The organism is Candidatus Nitrososphaera sp. 86-2 (genome assembly GCF_056726185.1).
Map to the genome: position 1 here is coordinate 1535361 of NZ_JBWZON010000001.1, position 15505 is coordinate 1550865.

13 protein-coding genes and 1 tRNA gene are annotated in these 15505 nt (G+C 52.3%); 2 read left to right on the top strand and 12 right to left on the bottom strand.

Annotated elements, in window-relative coordinates:
* Positions 1-46 precede the first annotated feature (46 nt).
* Complete coding sequence (locus tag ACYOR7_RS09305) at positions 47-502, top strand: hypothetical protein (protein ID WP_479913706.1); 456 nt, start codon at positions 47-49, stop codon at positions 500-502.
* Here the strand turns inward: ACYOR7_RS09305 and ACYOR7_RS09310 are convergent.
* The 4 genes from ACYOR7_RS09310 to ACYOR7_RS09325 form a co-directional block, all read right to left on the bottom strand.
* Complete coding sequence (locus tag ACYOR7_RS09310) at positions 499-675, bottom strand: hypothetical protein (protein WP_479913707.1); 177 nt, start codon at positions 673-675, stop codon at positions 499-501. The genes ACYOR7_RS09305 and ACYOR7_RS09310 overlap by 4 nt on opposite strands.
* Before the next feature lie 43 nt (positions 676-718).
* The gene (locus ACYOR7_RS09315) at positions 719-1045 is read right to left on the bottom strand and encodes a hypothetical protein (RefSeq protein ID WP_479913708.1); all 327 of its coding nucleotides are present in this window, start codon (positions 1043-1045) and stop codon (positions 719-721) included.
* Positions 1046-3158: 2113 nt separating this feature from the next.
* Complete coding sequence (locus ACYOR7_RS09320) at positions 3159-5798, bottom strand: bifunctional DNA primase/polymerase (RefSeq protein WP_479913709.1); 2640 nt, start codon at positions 5796-5798, stop codon at positions 3159-3161.
* Positions 5799-6087: 289 nt separating this feature from the next.
* The gene (locus ACYOR7_RS09325; RefSeq protein WP_479913710.1) at positions 6088-6372 is read right to left on the bottom strand and encodes a hypothetical protein; all 285 of its coding nucleotides are present in this window, start codon (positions 6370-6372) and stop codon (positions 6088-6090) included.
* Between the two features lie 164 nt (positions 6373-6536).
* On the opposite strand from ACYOR7_RS09325, the gene ACYOR7_RS09330 reads away from it, so the two are divergent.
* Entirely contained in the window at positions 6537-7586 is a 1050-nt protein-coding gene (locus ACYOR7_RS09330) for a hypothetical protein (RefSeq protein ID WP_479913711.1), read from the top strand.
* A gap of 246 nt (positions 7587-7832) precedes the next feature.
* Here the strand turns inward: ACYOR7_RS09330 and ACYOR7_RS09335 are convergent, their stop codons facing one another.
* From ACYOR7_RS09335 to ACYOR7_RS09370, 8 genes are all read right to left on the bottom strand, one after another.
* Entirely contained in the window at positions 7833-9308 is a 1476-nt protein-coding gene (locus tag ACYOR7_RS09335; protein ID WP_479913712.1) for a hypothetical protein, read from the bottom strand.
* Between the two features lie 59 nt (positions 9309-9367).
* Positions 9368-9463, bottom strand: a tRNA-Lys gene (locus ACYOR7_RS09340).
* Positions 9464-9529: 66 nt separating this feature from the next.
* On the bottom strand, positions 9530-10123 hold the full coding sequence (locus ACYOR7_RS09345) for an SRPBCC family protein (RefSeq protein WP_294807504.1): 594 nt from the start codon (positions 10121-10123) through the stop codon (positions 9530-9532).
* A 191-nt stretch (positions 10124-10314) separates the two neighbouring features.
* The gene (locus ACYOR7_RS09350) at positions 10315-11265 is read right to left on the bottom strand and encodes an iron-containing alcohol dehydrogenase (RefSeq protein ID WP_294807507.1); all 951 of its coding nucleotides are present in this window, start codon (positions 11263-11265) and stop codon (positions 10315-10317) included.
* Between the two features lie 29 nt (positions 11266-11294).
* Positions 11295-12350: a hypothetical protein gene (locus ACYOR7_RS09355; RefSeq protein WP_294807510.1), complete on the bottom strand. Its 1056-nt coding sequence runs from the start codon at positions 12348-12350 to the stop codon at positions 11295-11297.
* Between the two features lie 39 nt (positions 12351-12389).
* The gene (locus ACYOR7_RS09360; RefSeq protein WP_294807513.1) at positions 12390-12878 is read right to left on the bottom strand and encodes a COX15/CtaA family protein; all 489 of its coding nucleotides are present in this window, start codon (positions 12876-12878) and stop codon (positions 12390-12392) included.
* Entirely contained in the window at positions 12878-13732 is an 855-nt protein-coding gene (locus ACYOR7_RS09365; RefSeq protein WP_294807516.1) for a cupredoxin domain-containing protein, read from the bottom strand. The genes ACYOR7_RS09360 and ACYOR7_RS09365 overlap by 1 nt, the downstream gene beginning before the upstream one ends.
* A 10-nt stretch (positions 13733-13742) precedes the next feature.
* Positions 13743-15272, bottom strand: coding sequence for a cytochrome c oxidase subunit I (locus tag ACYOR7_RS09370; RefSeq protein WP_479913713.1), 1530 nt, complete (start codon positions 15270-15272; stop codon positions 13743-13745).
* Positions 15273-15505: the final 233 nt, after the last annotated feature.

Consider the following 15505-nt stretch of genomic DNA (forward strand, 5'->3'; position numbering starts at 1 on the left):
CTTCTAGAGCTATCTTATATACAAGAATTAGTTTAAGCTGGCTAACTTGGGCCTGTTCGATTCAATCTTTGGCAAAAGGCACAACGTTGAACGCGGTAAGGATGTGGAAAAGGATTTTGAGGCTCAATCTAGGATGCAGGGCTATGATGTCGAGCGCACAGGCATAGGTTCGGATCACAAGCGTAGTTACCGCGACCTGTCAGGCAAGAAACACACCGAGGTTTGGGAGTCAAAACGTAATAACTCACCACTCTCGAAAAAGCAAAAGGAAACACCCGGTTTGAAGGTATATCGCAGCTACGACCCATCACCGAAAAGACCTTTCGGTGAAACGAGGGTAGAGGATAGACGCGGCAATGAACTTCAGCGTGATATATTCACAGGTAAGTACAAGCGCGTACCAAAACAGCAAAGCGATCCTTTCGGCTTCAATTCCTTCGGTGCATCTTCTTCTGGACAGGGAAAGAAACGCCGTAAAAAGGACGATTTCGGCTTCTTCTAGAATAGGTCTGAAAAGTCAAATCCGAAAGGGCTCTGACTGCGCTTCTTTCTAGCCATGCGCTCTGCTTCTTCGGGCGTATGACCGTATGCGATGATTTTTCCAGACTCATCTCTTACACGGTAGAACTTTGGATCCTTGCTCCTCTTTGCATATCCGTGTTTGTCGTATGGCATTGATATGAAATAGGTTGATTATGGCTAGCTTTAGCTTTTGCCGTCACTTTTCAAGCGCAGCCTTTTGGATCACTGTTATCCACTTGTTATCACCTTCGATTGCTATCCCTGCCGCTTCCGCTGGTGTAATTCCTTTCAACGCTTCATGCGGGCGGAAGTAATTGTGATAGAGTTGCAAGCCTGTAAGCAATGGAGCATCCATCTTCTTTAATCCCCTCATGACCTTCTCACGATCAAGGATTTCGCCGTTCATCCTCTCCATCTTGTTGTTATTGTGGTCGCCTGCTAGGTGGCTCTGCTGGATATGCTGCGCCCTTGGTATGGGGTGCGTGAAATACTCCCACATGTACGCGTTGTGGAAATTTGGCACCCCGCCGGATATTCAGACATTTCAGAAGGTGGTGCCGTTGGTGTCTTGCTATGGCAGGTTTAGCAGCTTGCGCAAATGTGCAATGCGATTCCTGTAAACTAACATCCCTTGCTGGTCGCCTTTGCTCTGCGCAATCTTGAAGCCCTTCCAGCATTTCCTCATGCAGGCCCATCCGCTAGATACAGTGAAAGTTCGGTCAGAATTTGAGTTGTTACTGCCACTTTCATCAGCATCATTGTCACCAATGCAGTTATCCTCATCGTCATAATTATTATCAGAACGATAATTATCATCGGCGGAGTACAGAGTACTGTCGCCGCTATCCACATCGCGCTCAAAGTCAGAGTACCCGTCAGGTTGGCTCGTTCGATCAGTACTATTCATCCTCATCGTCGTCGTAGTAGAAGGACTGATATCTTGCAGAGTCTCGTTCGCATAGCGAACATATCCATCTCTGTCCACGTACGATGAACCCGGATTCTGCCTAAATGCGGAACGAACAGGTTTCAGACTTTCATCGCCGACAAAATGATCTTGTGTCACCTGAGGGACATGGGTGGCAGTAGTTGCAGAATCGAACAGGCCGCCGTAACCACAAGCGCGACCAAAAGCTGCAGCGTTGGCCGCAGCTCTTCTTTTTCTCTCTGCAATATCGCATGCCTTGCAGCGACCCTTTCCATGCGCGCTCTTGTGGCTAACCCATGCGTTGCAGTCCCTGCACCACCTGTTTAGCCGCTTTACCGGAGGGTACATCTTTTCTGCAATCCTGAGGCAATGGCAGCTGCGACATCTGGTGCTTCTTTTGTCTATCGGCGACTGGCAGTCAACACACCATGCATTGATCCCTTTTTCTATCTGTTCCGAAAGCGGTGGAATTGTCGGCATTGCGCTCTACGCTATAATCTGAAAGCCGGTCCGCCATAGCTTTTTCGGTTGTGGTCCCGGTGAGCATGGCGGATCAATTGGAAGGCGTAACTGATCAGAGTCTTCCAGGGTCAAATGGTTCGGCGACGGCACGTTCCGGCACCGACTTTGAAGCAGTTGGCGGGTCGTATGGTACCTCCTAGAACGGTTCCGTACGGTTCCAAGATGTGCCGACGGAACGGACTGGAGTAGTATTGCCCTTGTCATAGGGGGTCAAATGGTACCGCAAGGAACGGTTCCGGCACCTGTTTGATGCAATAGGCGGGTCGTATAGCACCTCTTGGCACGGGCCCACGATGTTCCGCCAGAGGAGTCTTGCCATTATTGCCCTTGACATAAGGGGGGGGCAAAAGAGAGAGAAAGGCAAAGACAGAGTATGTTATTTGCAGAGGGAAGCGGGATTGATATAACATAGATGTAAGAACACCAGCTTCAAAGGGAAGTGGAAGTTGAACACGGGAGGGAAATTCGTCTCAACTCCGGCACGGATTCGCTGGTGTGTAGGTTTTTCCAAAGAGCCGCTCTTTAAGGAAGGAAAGGTGGTCGTTGGCCATTAAGGGTCGTCTGGTTTTGCCATCATAATATACAACCGCATGTGTGCGTAAATGTGTGCGTGTGCACATGTTATATCTTTGCCCAACATCTGCCCTTCCTCCTCCTTGCCGACCTTAGCCCAATCAGAACCAGATCTTTTCATACTATTTTCTTTTGTATGGGGAATTACCCAGAGGTCAGTAACTCGGCATGTGAAACAGATGTGTGTCCATGCCACTCGTGTTTTTCGATGGACGGTAGGGGGAGGTGAGGGAAGAAGGAGCGTGAGGCGTACGACAGCCGCTGGGCCCTCTTATTCGTTTTTGGCCAGACTACCATTGCCAAACAAATAGACTTGAAAATAGGGCCGATGCGCCCGATCGGCCGAGGAATGAACTTCTCCTGCTCCATCGTACCGCAAGATAAATGACAGAAGTGAAGGAGCCAGAGACGGGTTTTGCCGGGAATGGTTTCCTTTAGAGGGCGGGTATCCGTGTTTTCTCTTGTCCTCTCTCTTTTCTCTTTCGTTCAAAGTAAAAAAAGATGGTGAGGGGGTTGGTTGATGAAGAGTCCAGGATTGGTGGGAGGTGAGGGGGAAGGAGGGGAGGGAGAAGCAAGTGATTCGAGACCTCTCTACCAATCCTTGCTTGCCCCTCTACAAAATTCCACCCCGACCCTCTTCCCCTGACCCGTTGTTCGGTCGATCGGGCGCGTCGGGCGCATTTTCAAGGCGTTGTATCCTTATGCGTCGGACGTTTACCTTTGCGTCCAAAGGTCGGTCGATAGCAAGTCCCAGTTCCCGGAGGTCGGAGGAAATCTCGTTGACTTTCTTCCCCAGGCTTGATGGGCTGGTCGGCCATTCCCTTTTCCGCCACTTCATGGAGTCAAAGATAGGCTCAAGCAGTGCCAAAAGCTCAGATGCAGTCCCTTCATAGTAGTCCCTGTCTTCCATGAATTTCACGATTGCCGAGCCAACGGGGCTTGCGCCTACAGCCTCTTTGGTGTGCAGGGCGCTGTTCTCTGCGTATGCACGCAGAAACGCGTTCTCAGGGTAGCCCATGCACCGGGCCGCAATTTCGCCAAAGCGGGCAAAGTCGGCCATCCTTGGATGCTCGCGGAGATGGACCGTGTCCCAACTTTGAAGTACCTTGCCATGGGTGTCAAATATGTACCCGAGGAGCATTGGCCGGATGCGCTCAAACTCGAGCCAGACCTCCTTCTCAGGCCGTCGCTTGTTTTTCGGGATCCTCTCAAGGTGAATGCTGAGTCCTCGGTCCAGCAGGTCGGATCTGGTGGCCGCCAGGTTGATGCCGTTAAAGCCGATAGCCCTGCGAAAGGAGTACACCACGTCGTCATCGTCCGTGTAGAGCGCGCGCTTTTGTATGCCGCCACCGGTTACGGCCTTGCACAGCTCGTCAGACATCGGATCAGATATTTCCGACACGTTGTCAAAGTATGCGATGTAGTTGTGCGCCAGGGCCTGTGCTAGCTGGACCTTGTCGTGTGGAAGTGTCAAGAATTCAAGGGAGGACGGGTCGATAAGCGCCTTTATCATCCTCTGCATCGTCGTCTTTGCGCTGCCCTGCGGTCCGTGGGGCATCAACGCAGGTTTTGCCAGCTCTGGCATGAGGAGGAAGAGGATATATGGTTTCAACAAAATCCAATCTGACTCGACCGTGTTTGTAAGGGACAGGAACTGGTCAAAGATGTCTTCGGGATACTCTCTGCTTGGCTCTACCTGCGCCTGGCTTGTCACATACCGCCTAAAGACTGCAGGGCAAGGCTCCTTTTGCCAGCCATTTGCAGTAATCTTTATGGAATCCCACGTCTTGTTGGCGAGGTCATAGTAAATCGCCTCCGGCGTGTCCGTGCCTTCCTTAAAGGTTGTAGCCACGCGTAGCTGCAGTTTGCGCTGTTTTCCCCCAAAGATCGCCTTGGACTGCGCCACGTTGACGACGTTGGTAATCTCGCTTTCCGATAGGATCAAATCGGTGTTCTCGTAGTACAGCTTGGCAACCCACCGTTTGAATCGCCTGCCCGACATCGACAGCACCTCCTTGTGACCTTCCACACGAATGAGCGCAAACGGCTCTCCAAAGTCGTCAACGAACAGCTCGGAGCAGCTTTCTTGGATTAGGTGGAGCGCTTCCTCCGACTTGGATTGCTGTTTTTGTTGCTGTTGTTGCTGCTGTTGCTTTCCGGTAGCCTCTCCGTTTCCGTCTTCTTTCTTGTCCTCGCCGCTGTCGTCACTGCTACTGCTCTCATGAGCAACCTTTCGCCGGATGAACTTGGTTGCATCGCGCCACTGCCTCTCTACCTCCTCTGAAGGAAGCGGCGGAACGCAATGCTGCAGGTTCCACTCCTCCGCAATTTTTTTGATATGCTCCGGCGAAAGGATGGTCCTGTTGCGCTGAATCAATGACTCCATCACGCGGAGTAACTGTTCGTGGCGGTTGTGCCCTTGCAGTATCCGCGTTTCTGGATGGAACAGCTCATCCATGGGGATTTGCGTTTTGCCGTTTTGCCCATTGCCACCTCTTCCTCCGTTGGCCCCTGCACTGCTGCCGTTGTCGATGTCGGCTGCATCATGATTTTCTGACTCCTGCAGGTATGGTATACCGAACCTGCGGCAGACCGCATCAATGTGCGCTTCTAGGCCGTCGTCGATGGCAGGTTCCTCCGTCCCTTGGATTTCATAGGGGTCGCCATTTTTGTGGGTGGATCCTGCCACGAACATTATGCCGTGCTTGCCATCTCCTTTGACCTCAAGCGCGGGGACCTCGTTGGCTTTGATTTTTTCAAGCATCTTCTCGCTGACTACGTCGCTGCTCTTTTTTCTGAAAGGCCGGCTGGAGTACACATACACGTGTGCCTTGTCAGGGTTCGAGGGATGCTGCTCCACAAGTGTTTTTTGCGCGAGCTCTGCGAGGGTTAGCCGCTTTCCTTCCCGCATGCACAACTCTCCCATAGCTTTCAGGTTGTCCGCATCGATAGCCGCAAGGTAGTAGCCGAGCCTGTCGGCGCGGTGCCAAACCCTGCCAACTATGATGGCAATGCCGTCCTTGAACGCGTTTTTCTCTTTCCACTCCTTATGTAGCGCCTCGGGAATTGGCTGCTCTTGCCACTGCTTCCATTCTACGAAGGTGCGTTTGTTCCATGTGTCTGCAGGGATGACGTTGACTCCGATACAGTACCGCCAAAAGTCTGCCCAGCCATTTTTGTTGCGGCGATTGCCTCCCTTATCCACTCCTTGTCCACCTTTGTCGAAATCATCTGGCTGATTAGGTGCTGTCACTGCTATGCTTCACCTCCAATCAGATGATCCTCTTGGTCCGCCCGCTCACATTCATTGTTGCCATCTACGTCAAGCAGCCCGTCTCTTTGGAGCTCGTTTGCACATGCCTCGCAAAAGAGGCCATCATGGTTCAAGAATGTGACAATGCCCCAAACGACTCCTGGCCTATCGCATCCCCTGCAAGCGCAAGGTTTAACTTCATTTGCATTGTTAATTTTATTCGTACTCAAGTCTGTGTTGCCTCCGAAGATCTCGTTGATTCTATGTGGCGACTGGTCGCGCAGGCATCCTAAGTGCCAGCGTTGGCCGTCTCTGCCGCCACTGAAGGCGACACAGACTTCTTTTCCTTGTTCTGTTTCGTACGCTGCGACAATCCTACCAGGGACAAATTAACGGTCCTTGTTTCCGGATTTGCCATCACTGTGAACACGCTGTCTTGTGTGATATGGTAGTCCGTTGCGACTTCTTTTGGGATGCTCAAGACGAGGGACCGGTTATCCTCTCCTCCCGCCATGGCACTTTTTGTTTTTGTACCTACCCGATAGGGTTGTAGGACGTATAGATTCTTGACCATATGCATATAATAGCAGAAACACGCAATAATACTGAAATGCAGCAAAATGCAGCAAATATGATTTTGAATGTAAAAGGAGGAAGGCCGTAAGGAAATTGAAGGAACACAGAAAAGGAAAAAATAAACCATGGCGCACCGTCCCTGCGCCTAGACACCACAAGCATATGCAGACCATCCTGCACTGCCTCAGCGAAAACGGTGCCCTCTCTGCGGACGAGGTGGCTACCATTACCAAGGTGAACAGAGTAACCGCGTACAGGAACCTTAGAGGCGTGATGGCCAAAAGGAGGCTAGTCCAGAGGAACGAGAACGGGACCTACTCTATCACGCGGCTTGGCGAGGCAATTCTAAAGATGCTTCTAACCTCTGCCGCAGCATCTTCTCATTCCTCGCCTAATTCCGCAGCTATAACACGGGCCGATGCATACACCTTTGAAATGCAGGCCGGCCCCGTCAACAACCTCATCCTTCCAGTAAAAAAATATCCCCTAGCCCGCTGCACAATTCTGTCAGAGGACGCCGATTCTATCAAGAAAAATGACATAAAGATAGCAGACATATGGGCCCTGCCAGAGAACGAGTCCTTTACTGCACTTGCAGCAGACGACATGACCAAGATTAAACTCGCAGCTTCTCTGTTGCAGGACAGAATTCTCGATGCAATTGGCAGGAGTATCGGGCTGGCAAGCGTGTCAGAAGGCGACTACTGGAAAAAAGTGATGTGGGATGAGCCGGGCCAGACAATCGGCCATGACCTCCGAAAACGCCTGCTAGAGCTCTCTAACAGAGACTTTTTCGTGCTGATAGAGTTCAGAGGCAGGGAGTGGGTGGCCCATCAAGACCCCGAGCAAATTGAAAAGGCGATCGAGTGGGGAGTGGTTCATCCAGACGAGTACCGAAAGAGCGTGAAGGCAACGCCTCTGCGAGAAAGGATTCAACGATTGGCAAAGTCCTTGCCACAATTCTCAGCAGGAGATAATGAAGACCGTCAACTAGAGTCCGGCCACGCACTGTACGCCTCGAAGGAGCGGGCCAGAAATAAGGTTTCTCGGCATCTAGATACATTCCTTTATGATTTCAACGAAAGGGACAAGGCAAAGATGCTGTCCAGGCTGGAAAAAGCAGGCGTGGTAAAATACGAAAAGGCTCCACTGTATAGAATTACAGTAGACAGCAAAAGGTTGGACGAATTTTTGGAAAATGCGACAGAGTAGGAAAGACAGTGGCGGCCGGACAGGACCAAGAAAGAAGAAAGAGGACGAAGAAAGGACCCTTGCAGGCCACAACCCAGACTGACGGCCGGATGAAAAAAAAGAATGTGCAGGAGAGAAGGGAGAGAGGGGGAGAGTCGAGGAGGCAGCGAGATAATAATAGCTGCAGAAGAGGAGAAGACACCCAGTGTCCCTCTTTCTTCTCTCTGTGCTTCTTTTTTCTTCTTCTTCCAGTGAAATGGCACGTTTTCATACAAGCAACCGACCAACGTCTATTCTTTCCAGAATAGTGCGGAACTTCTTCTCCATGTCTTCCCTCATCGCATCCATCTCTTGCTGGTGCCGAAGCTCTATTTGACGCATTCCTGTCAGGCCTTCTTTCTCCACCACTAGTAGTTTTTCGCGTAACCTGCCCTCCTCTCCTATGGTCAGCGCGTCGACAGCTTTTAGATAGTCGTCACACAGCTCTCTGTCGCTTGGCCGATAGTACGAAGACCCTGCAATCCCCGTGTCGTGGCCAAGCATGCACTCTACGTTCAAAGGTTTTACTCCCGCCAGCTCGCACTGGGTCTTGAAGCGCTTTCTAAAGCCGTGGCTTGACTTGAACTCGTAGATCGTTTTGCCGTTTTCCTTGTCCTTCATCAGGCCCTGCGATATCCACGCCCTCTTTAACATCGTACGGACGCCGGAGCTCTTTAGCTGCACAGGCGCGCTGGCCATGCCCCTGTTTGGCTCCCACGTCAGGGTGGCAGTGGTGAACATGTCGCGCATCACCCACGAGTGTAGAGTGATTTTTTCACCGTGCTCTGCGCGAAAGTCCATCCACTCTTTTACTGCCGCGTACGCCTCAGGAGTGATGAATGTGTTGTACTCCTCTGCCTCGCCGGCGTACACGCGCATCTTTGCCGCGGCAACTGACGACCCTGCCCCGTCTCTGAAGACAGGCTCGATGTGCCCCCAGCGCAAATAGTCCCAGGCGCCGACGCGGATGCCGGACGAGGACATTAAAAGCACGATGGGCTTTATCCTCCTGTCAGGGTACCCCATCACCTTGCGGATCTCGTCGTTTGTGGGCGCCCTGTCCTGTGCAAACTTTCTTGGCTTTGGCAGGCCCCTTGTGATTTTTAGCCAGCCTATGGCAATGTCGTTTGCCTCGCAAAATACGCGGATTGGCTTGTAATAGTTGCGCAGGGTACCGCCGGTTATCTCTTTGCGCTCAAAGCGAGCCTTGTGGTGGAGGATGTACTTGACCACCCACCCAAACGCCCACTGGGACTGGCTGCCATTGTTGCTGATGCTGTTACTATTGCTGGATTGTTTGTTTTTGTCAACATCAGCCCGGGCATACTGGACGAACAGCTCGGCCTTTTGCTCCAGCGTCCCTGGAAGGCCAACAAAGCCAAGGAACGCTCCCAGTTTGTTGCGGTACTGCCTCCTTGTCTCGTTTGCTCCAATGGAGTTCAGGAAAAGGTCGAGTGCGCCGTACGATGGGAATGGCGACGAGAAATCCGGTAATGGCGGCTGCTGTGGTGGCGGGTCGAGTTGCTTCTGCTGCGGCGGGAGTAATAGTTGCTTTTCTTCTGCCACTATCTTTTGGTCTAGAAGAACCGTTGTTGCTGCCGTTGTCGTAGGTACATTCGATGCTCCCTCGTTCTTTCGTGACGCATTCAGCGAGGAAAAAGATGACGGCGTCGCCTCTTCGGAGGGATACAGCGTTGATGTCACGATGTCATATCTACGGCTTTTGGTAGGGAGTGAATCCCTAAAATAGTTATTTGGAGATGCGGGTTCGGTGGGATTCGGACCCACGACATTTTAACCCAGTGAAATACACTGATTGGTTAAGAGCCAAACGCTCTACCTGGCTGAGCTACGAACCCGCGAAATCAATCGTGTAAAATGCGTTATTTAAACGTAAAAGAAGAAGAAAAGAGAGAGAAAAGAAGTTAGGCCGTCTTGGCCAGCGTTTCCTGCCTGTCCTTGATGATCTTGACGATCGCCTCAGAGACAGAGCAGTTCAGTTCCATCTTTTCCTTGATGATATGCCTGTAGGCGTCAAGGGTGATGTAGACCGGGATGGAGCCTGTGCCTTCCAGAAGAGCCTTTACGCGGAGCAGGCCGTTTTCCATGCCACGCTCGGCAATCTTGCTCAGCTTGACCTTGTCGAGGAATCCGCCCAGCGGGCCCATCGGCATGTCATAGTCGACTTCAAGCGTGACTTTTGCCTTGCGCTCGCCCAGCTCGTCAAAGTTGACTGCAATCTGCCACCTCTTGAACGGGCCCTCTATCATCTTGGCAACAATCTTTTTCAGCGGGATGTACTCGATGGTTTCGCAGTCCCATTCGAGCCTCTTGCCGTCAAAATCTCCGTTGATCCTGAAAATCGTCCCTACGCCAAAGCCGTTCTTTACCTCAACTGGCACGACGTTCAGACCCATGTTCTCGGGGAACTGGTCTGCCATGTGCTCCGGCCTCGCAAAATAAGTGAATACCTCGTTGACTGGAGCGTTGATTTCCATGCTCTTCTTTATAACAGTCATTAGGGAAAGAACTCTGGCATTCTGAATTTAAAGGTTTTGGGCTTCATAGAATGCATCGGCAGTGGCCGGAAAACCCGCGGCTTGCATAAAAGAACCAATGGAAAAAGAGAGGGGCTTCCACTGGAAGCGCACGCCCTTCTCCCCTGCCTTGGTTGCACATCTGGAAAAGGAAAGAGTGTTTCCGCAGGAGCCTAGGCCAGCGGGTTCTTGTTCACTATCTCGTCGAGGCACTTGACGACGTCCTGCTTTGTGACAGGAATCGGGTTGTTGTCAAGGTGGCCCTTGTCGGGCATGATGACGTCGGCCGCAGCATCCAGCGGCTGCTTTAATTTCAGCGGCTCGAACTTGAATTTCTGGGCTATCTCCTTGAAGCGCTTGTAGTACGGCGAGTTGTTGAACTTGTGCGCAACCGTGGTGCATGAGGAGAGCGCATAGCCGTGCGGCACGCCCTCATTTGAGAACACGTAGGAAAGCGCGTGGCCAAGAGTCGTCGACGAGTTGCCAAAGCCGATGCCAGAGAGCATGGCACCGTATGGAAGCATGTGTTGCTTGTCGTTCATTATCGCGTCATAGAGTATATCAAACGCTTCCCTGCAAAAGAACTGCGTGAACGGGTTTCCGGCCTTGCTGTCATAGCCTTCAGACGCCTGGGCCGCCGCGTCGCACGCAGAGTTGCGCAGTATGTTGAAAGGCGTGCCGGGCAGGAAATACGGGTCGACTATTGCGGCATCTGCAAGGAACGCCTCGTCCTGCAAGAGCTTTTTCTTGTGGTCAAAGCTTATCACCGCGTACGTAGTCATCTCTGCGCCAGTGCCAAAAGTAGTCGGTATCAATATCTTTGGCACGCCCGTCAGTTTCGACAGGTACTTGCAGACATCCATAGAGCTTCCGCCGCCAAGGCCGATGTAGGCGCCAATCTCCTTGCCCTCGTACTGCTTTTTTATGGCCTCTATCGCCTCGATGGACGGGTCGGGCGTGACCTTGTCATACACCTCGTAGTTCTTTATCCCCATGTAATCGAGCCACTTGTTGTAAATGTCGGGTGTAGTTGTGGTTATCACAAGGGAATTCTTGGGATACTGGAATTCTTTTGCAGCGTTCTCGCCAAAGGCTATTTTCCTCGGCATCATTACTTTCCACATAGCGTATCTATGTTCCAGCCGTAGGGGTTTTATGTTTTACTGGGTGTCTCGGCAAGGTGGCCGGCGAGCCTGCGCTTTTCAAGCCTCATCAGGTAGATAATGCCCACCACAAGTATCGCCTCTGCAGATTTTGCAAGTATGCCGGCAAGGTCGACGTCTTCGGGCACGGGGTTTGGCGACAACGGGGGCGGAAACGTGATAGCGTATGCATACAGCCCAAGGAGCACCGCAGTCCCTATCATCCCAAACAGGTTCAAGATCACGGTCTTGCGATAGTACCTGCGCGGGTTCAGCCGGGACTCATCGGCTCCTACCATGGTGAGGAGTATATACATGAGCCCGTACGACACCTGCGCTACTCCTGCCACTATCAGAAATATGCTGTACTCTATGCGTAAAGAAGCGTGCTCGGAGTAGATGGCAAAGTGCACCATGCCCCCTGCTATGGCAAGCAAGAGCACGCTCCACTTCACGAATTCTTCCGACGAGTTGGCGTGCAGCTGTTTTCTCTTGCGCTTGTAGACTAGCCCAAGCACAATGCCCATCAGGGCAAGCGGGATAAGTGCCCCTGCAATGATTGCCGTGTTAAATATCTCGCCAAAGCTGTTTGATATGGCGGCATTAAAGACGGCCCTGTCGCAACCGCACCCTTCCGTGCCTGAAAGCGTGGCTCTTGCTGGATCAACCTGGTTCAGGTTGACAGAGCCGGTGGCCAGGGACAGCACGATCTGGTAGTATCCTGCATCGGGAAAAGTGTAAAAGACCTGGAAATCGCCCGTATCCTGCTTGGTCCACGGAAAAGCCGCAAGCCTTTCGCCGGTGAGGCCGGAATAGACTTCGACCATCGTGACGACGTTGTGGGTGTCGTGTCCATCCGTGTCCTGGATGCTGAATTGAATGGCAGCAGGTTCGCCGGGTTTGGCATAGTCAGGGTCCAGCTGCTCAAACACATAGTATTGTCCAATCCCGTCGCCCTTGGCGTTGTAATGGGCAAAATGCTCAAAGTGTGCATACGCGCTCTGCGTCGATGCGGCAAAAAGCATGGCTGCCGCAGCCACCGCAAGTGCGAGGGCGTACGTGCGCATCAAAATCAGAATTCACCTTTTCCCGTATAAACCATTATGCTAGGCGGTAGGCTGTTGCTTCTGCCGCCGTCTGCTTGCTTCCAGTTCTGCTCTGTCCTGCTGCTGTCCCTTTATCTTCCAGGCATAGACCGTCGTCATCAGGACCATGGAAAAGAGCACGAGCCCGAGCCCAAGGTGGCCTGTTACGAGTATAGAGTGGAGCCTTTCGACTATCACTATTGCGCCAAGGGTTATCTGGCCTATCACCGCGCCTGCGGCTATTATCGACGTGATCTTCATCTCCCTTGGCGCCTGCTTTGACTTTAACGTAAATGCCATCAAGGCGACCACGAGGATGCCGGTGCTTGCCGCAAACGTCCTATGGATGTACTCGATGACAAAGTTGTATGCTGGCACGAACCCCTGCGGGCATAGCGGCCAGTCAGGGCATGTCAGGCCGACTCCGGATGAACTAACGTAGCCACCTATGAAAATAAGAGAAAAGAGGACGGCGAGCGTCCCAAACGATAGCTTTTGCAGCAGGGTCATCAGGTCACGTTCAGCTTGCCCTTCATGAACGGGTGGACCATGCAATGGAAGTCGTATGCACCCGCGTTGAGAGTCGACGTGTCGACGCTGACTGTCTTTCCGGGGTCGATTAGGCTGCTGTCAAATGCCTTGCCATCAGTGGCAGCATCAGTTCCGGTGCCAGAAGTCACTGTGTGTATGGCAGAGTCGTCGTTTACGACTGTCAGCTTGTCACCCTTTTTGATTTCCACAGTGGCAGGATCATAGGCTTTTTGGCCCTGCACTGACGAGCCTGCCAGTATGTGGACTGTCGGGCCCGATGCTGCGGCTCCGCTTCCAGAGCCGGTGCTGGCGCCTCCTGCCGCGGCCTCTACAATCGTGATTTTGCCAGACATGAACGGATGCACCTGACAGTAGTAGTTGAACGAGTCACCCACCTTGGCTCCCGTGATTTCAATCGGCTTGGACTTTTCTCCTGGGCTGACCATGCTTGTATCAAAGGCTTTGCCGCTAGCTGGGTCTGTGGCCGATGTACCAGAGGTCGCAGTGTGTATGGCGCTGTCGGCGTTGTGCCACACTACCTTGTTGCCGAGCGGAACCTTGGCGTCGGCGGGGTCGTAAGACGGCTGGCCCTGTATCGACGCGCCCGAAGGCATGGATATTTCAGTCGTGCCTGCGGCCGCAGGTGGCGCAGGAGGAGTCGGCTTTTTTATCAGCGCCACAGGAGGCGGATTTGCCACCATGTCCTTGAAGGTGAACAGGAGGATAGTGCCGGCGATAGCAAGGGTGATGCCTACGATTGCAAGTCCCCTTGCCATGCGCGCTGGGCTGGTCCTCAGTACCGGTTCAGACTCGTGGTCGTGTTCGTGGCTCATCCATTATCACCTAGTGGTGCGGTTCCTTTGCGGCGATTGGATAGTACGTCTCGCCCAGCTTGAACGGGTCTTTCATGTCTGCGAACTTGCCCTTCATCGATCCGTGTATCAGAAGTCCAAGGAGCAGAGCCGCGCCTGTCGCGGTTATCCATGCCCCTACCGTGGATATCTGGTTCAGGATGATGATTGGCTGGACCGGGACATAGTCAAAGACACGCCTTGGCTGTCCGTACAAGCCCAGCACGTGCTGGGTCAGGAATATCATCGAGACTCCCACGAAGAACAGCCAGAACGCAGTCATGGCTGCCCTTTCGTTGTACATCCTGCCCGTGATGAACGGGAACATATAGAGCAGGAACCCGATGAAGCCAAACGTGATCATTCCCATGACGAACAGATGGAAGTGTCCCACCACCCAGTAGCTTCCGTGTGTGATGAAGTCTAGCGGCATAGCTGTATTGACGATACCTCCGGCTCCCGCGAAGAAGAATAACACAATTCCTCCCACGGCAAACGACATCGGCGAGGAGAACCGGATCCTACCGCCCCACATCGTTGCAAGCCAGTTGAATATGTGCATGGCAGATGCAGGCACCGCTGCTAGCGTCCCGACCATGAACACGGTCTTTTCTGTAAAGCTCATGCCAGTGGCGTACATGTGGTGGGCCCATGACGCAAAGCCCACTATACCTAGCAGGACGAACGCAGTCACTCCAGACTGGTAGCTGAACAACGGCTTCCTCGAGAACTTTGGTATCAGCTCGTACATCATGCCTACTGAAGGCAGCAGGAAGATGTACACTTCAGGATGGAACGTGAACCAGAAGAGATGTAGATATGCGACGGGATCGCCTCCTCTGGACGGATCAAAGAATCCCGTGACTCCAAGCCTGTCCGTATACAGCATGATAAGCGCAGCCGTGAATGTCGGAAGGGCTACGAGAATCATCAAGGATGTCACAAGAGTTCCCCAGACAAAGAGCGACGTCTTCATCAGAGGAAGATCCGGGTGCTTCATCTTTAGTATCGTGACGATAAAGTTTATGGAACCGAGAATTGACGAAAGCCCAAGTATCTTTAGGCCAAAGATCCACATTTCTGCTGCCGGGCCGGGTGCTTTGGTTGTAGAATAGGGCGGATACGCCATCCAAGTTGTATCTGAAAAGCCCATCCAAATCATGGCCATGCCGACTGGGATCATCCAGAATGCAATTGCATTCAGCTTTGGCCATGCCATGTCTTTGTACCTGACCATAATTGGGATCAGGTAGTTGCCCATGCCTGATGCAAAGGGTATCAGCCACAGGAACAGCATGTTAGTGCCATGTACTGTAAAGATTCTGTTGAATGTCTGGGGATCGCCGATGATGTGCATCTGCCCTCCGGGCAGGAAGAGCTCTGTTCTGATCGCGATTGCGAGAGCGCCACCGATAATAAAAGCGGTGAACGAGAGGATAATGTACAAAAGTCCTACGTCAGTGTGGTGGGATGAAAACAATATCTCCCACATTGGGCGGGGTTTCTTAACTTCTAATACCACTACTCATTCGCCTCTGGATTGTTTCTACTTGGAATGGTTATCAAATAAAAGCATTTTGTTTTGCGTGCAAACACGATGTGTGCACGTGCGGCAAGCACAAAATTGTGATGGAAAAATGAAAAGATTAGGAAGAGAGAAAAGAAAGAGAAGGAGGAGGACTTTTTAGCTTGCGGCCGCCTGTGCGCCGAGACTTGGAGTCAAGTCGGCTACCTGTGTCGTGCTGCCACCTGCTG

What these genes read in the sequence shown, in the direction of transcription:
- ACYOR7_RS09310 (WP_479913707.1), bottom strand. Translation starts at nt 675, where the DNA reads ATGCCATACGACAAACACGGATATGCAAAGAGGAGCAAGGATCCAAAG.
- ACYOR7_RS09325 (WP_479913710.1), bottom strand. Translation starts at nt 6,372, where the DNA reads ATGGTCAAGAATCTATACGTCCTACAACCCTATCGGGTAGGTACAAAA.
- ACYOR7_RS09330 (WP_479913711.1), top strand. Translation starts at nt 6,537, where the DNA reads ATGCAGACCATCCTGCACTGCCTCAGCGAAAACGGTGCCCTCTCTGCG.
- ACYOR7_RS09345 (WP_294807504.1), bottom strand. Translation starts at nt 10,123, where the DNA reads ATGACTGTTATAAAGAAGAGCATGGAAATCAACGCTCCAGTCAACGAG.
- ACYOR7_RS09350 (WP_294807507.1), bottom strand. Translation starts at nt 11,265, where the DNA reads ATGTGGAAAGTAATGATGCCGAGGAAAATAGCCTTTGGCGAGAACGCT.
- ACYOR7_RS09355 (WP_294807510.1), bottom strand. Translation starts at nt 12,350, where the DNA reads ATGCGCACGTACGCCCTCGCACTTGCGGTGGCTGCGGCAGCCATGCTT.
- ACYOR7_RS09360 (WP_294807513.1), bottom strand. Translation starts at nt 12,878, where the DNA reads ATGACCCTGCTGCAAAAGCTATCGTTTGGGACGCTCGCCGTCCTCTTT.
- ACYOR7_RS09365 (WP_294807516.1), bottom strand. Translation starts at nt 13,732, where the DNA reads ATGAGCCACGAACACGACCACGAGTCTGAACCGGTACTGAGGACCAGC.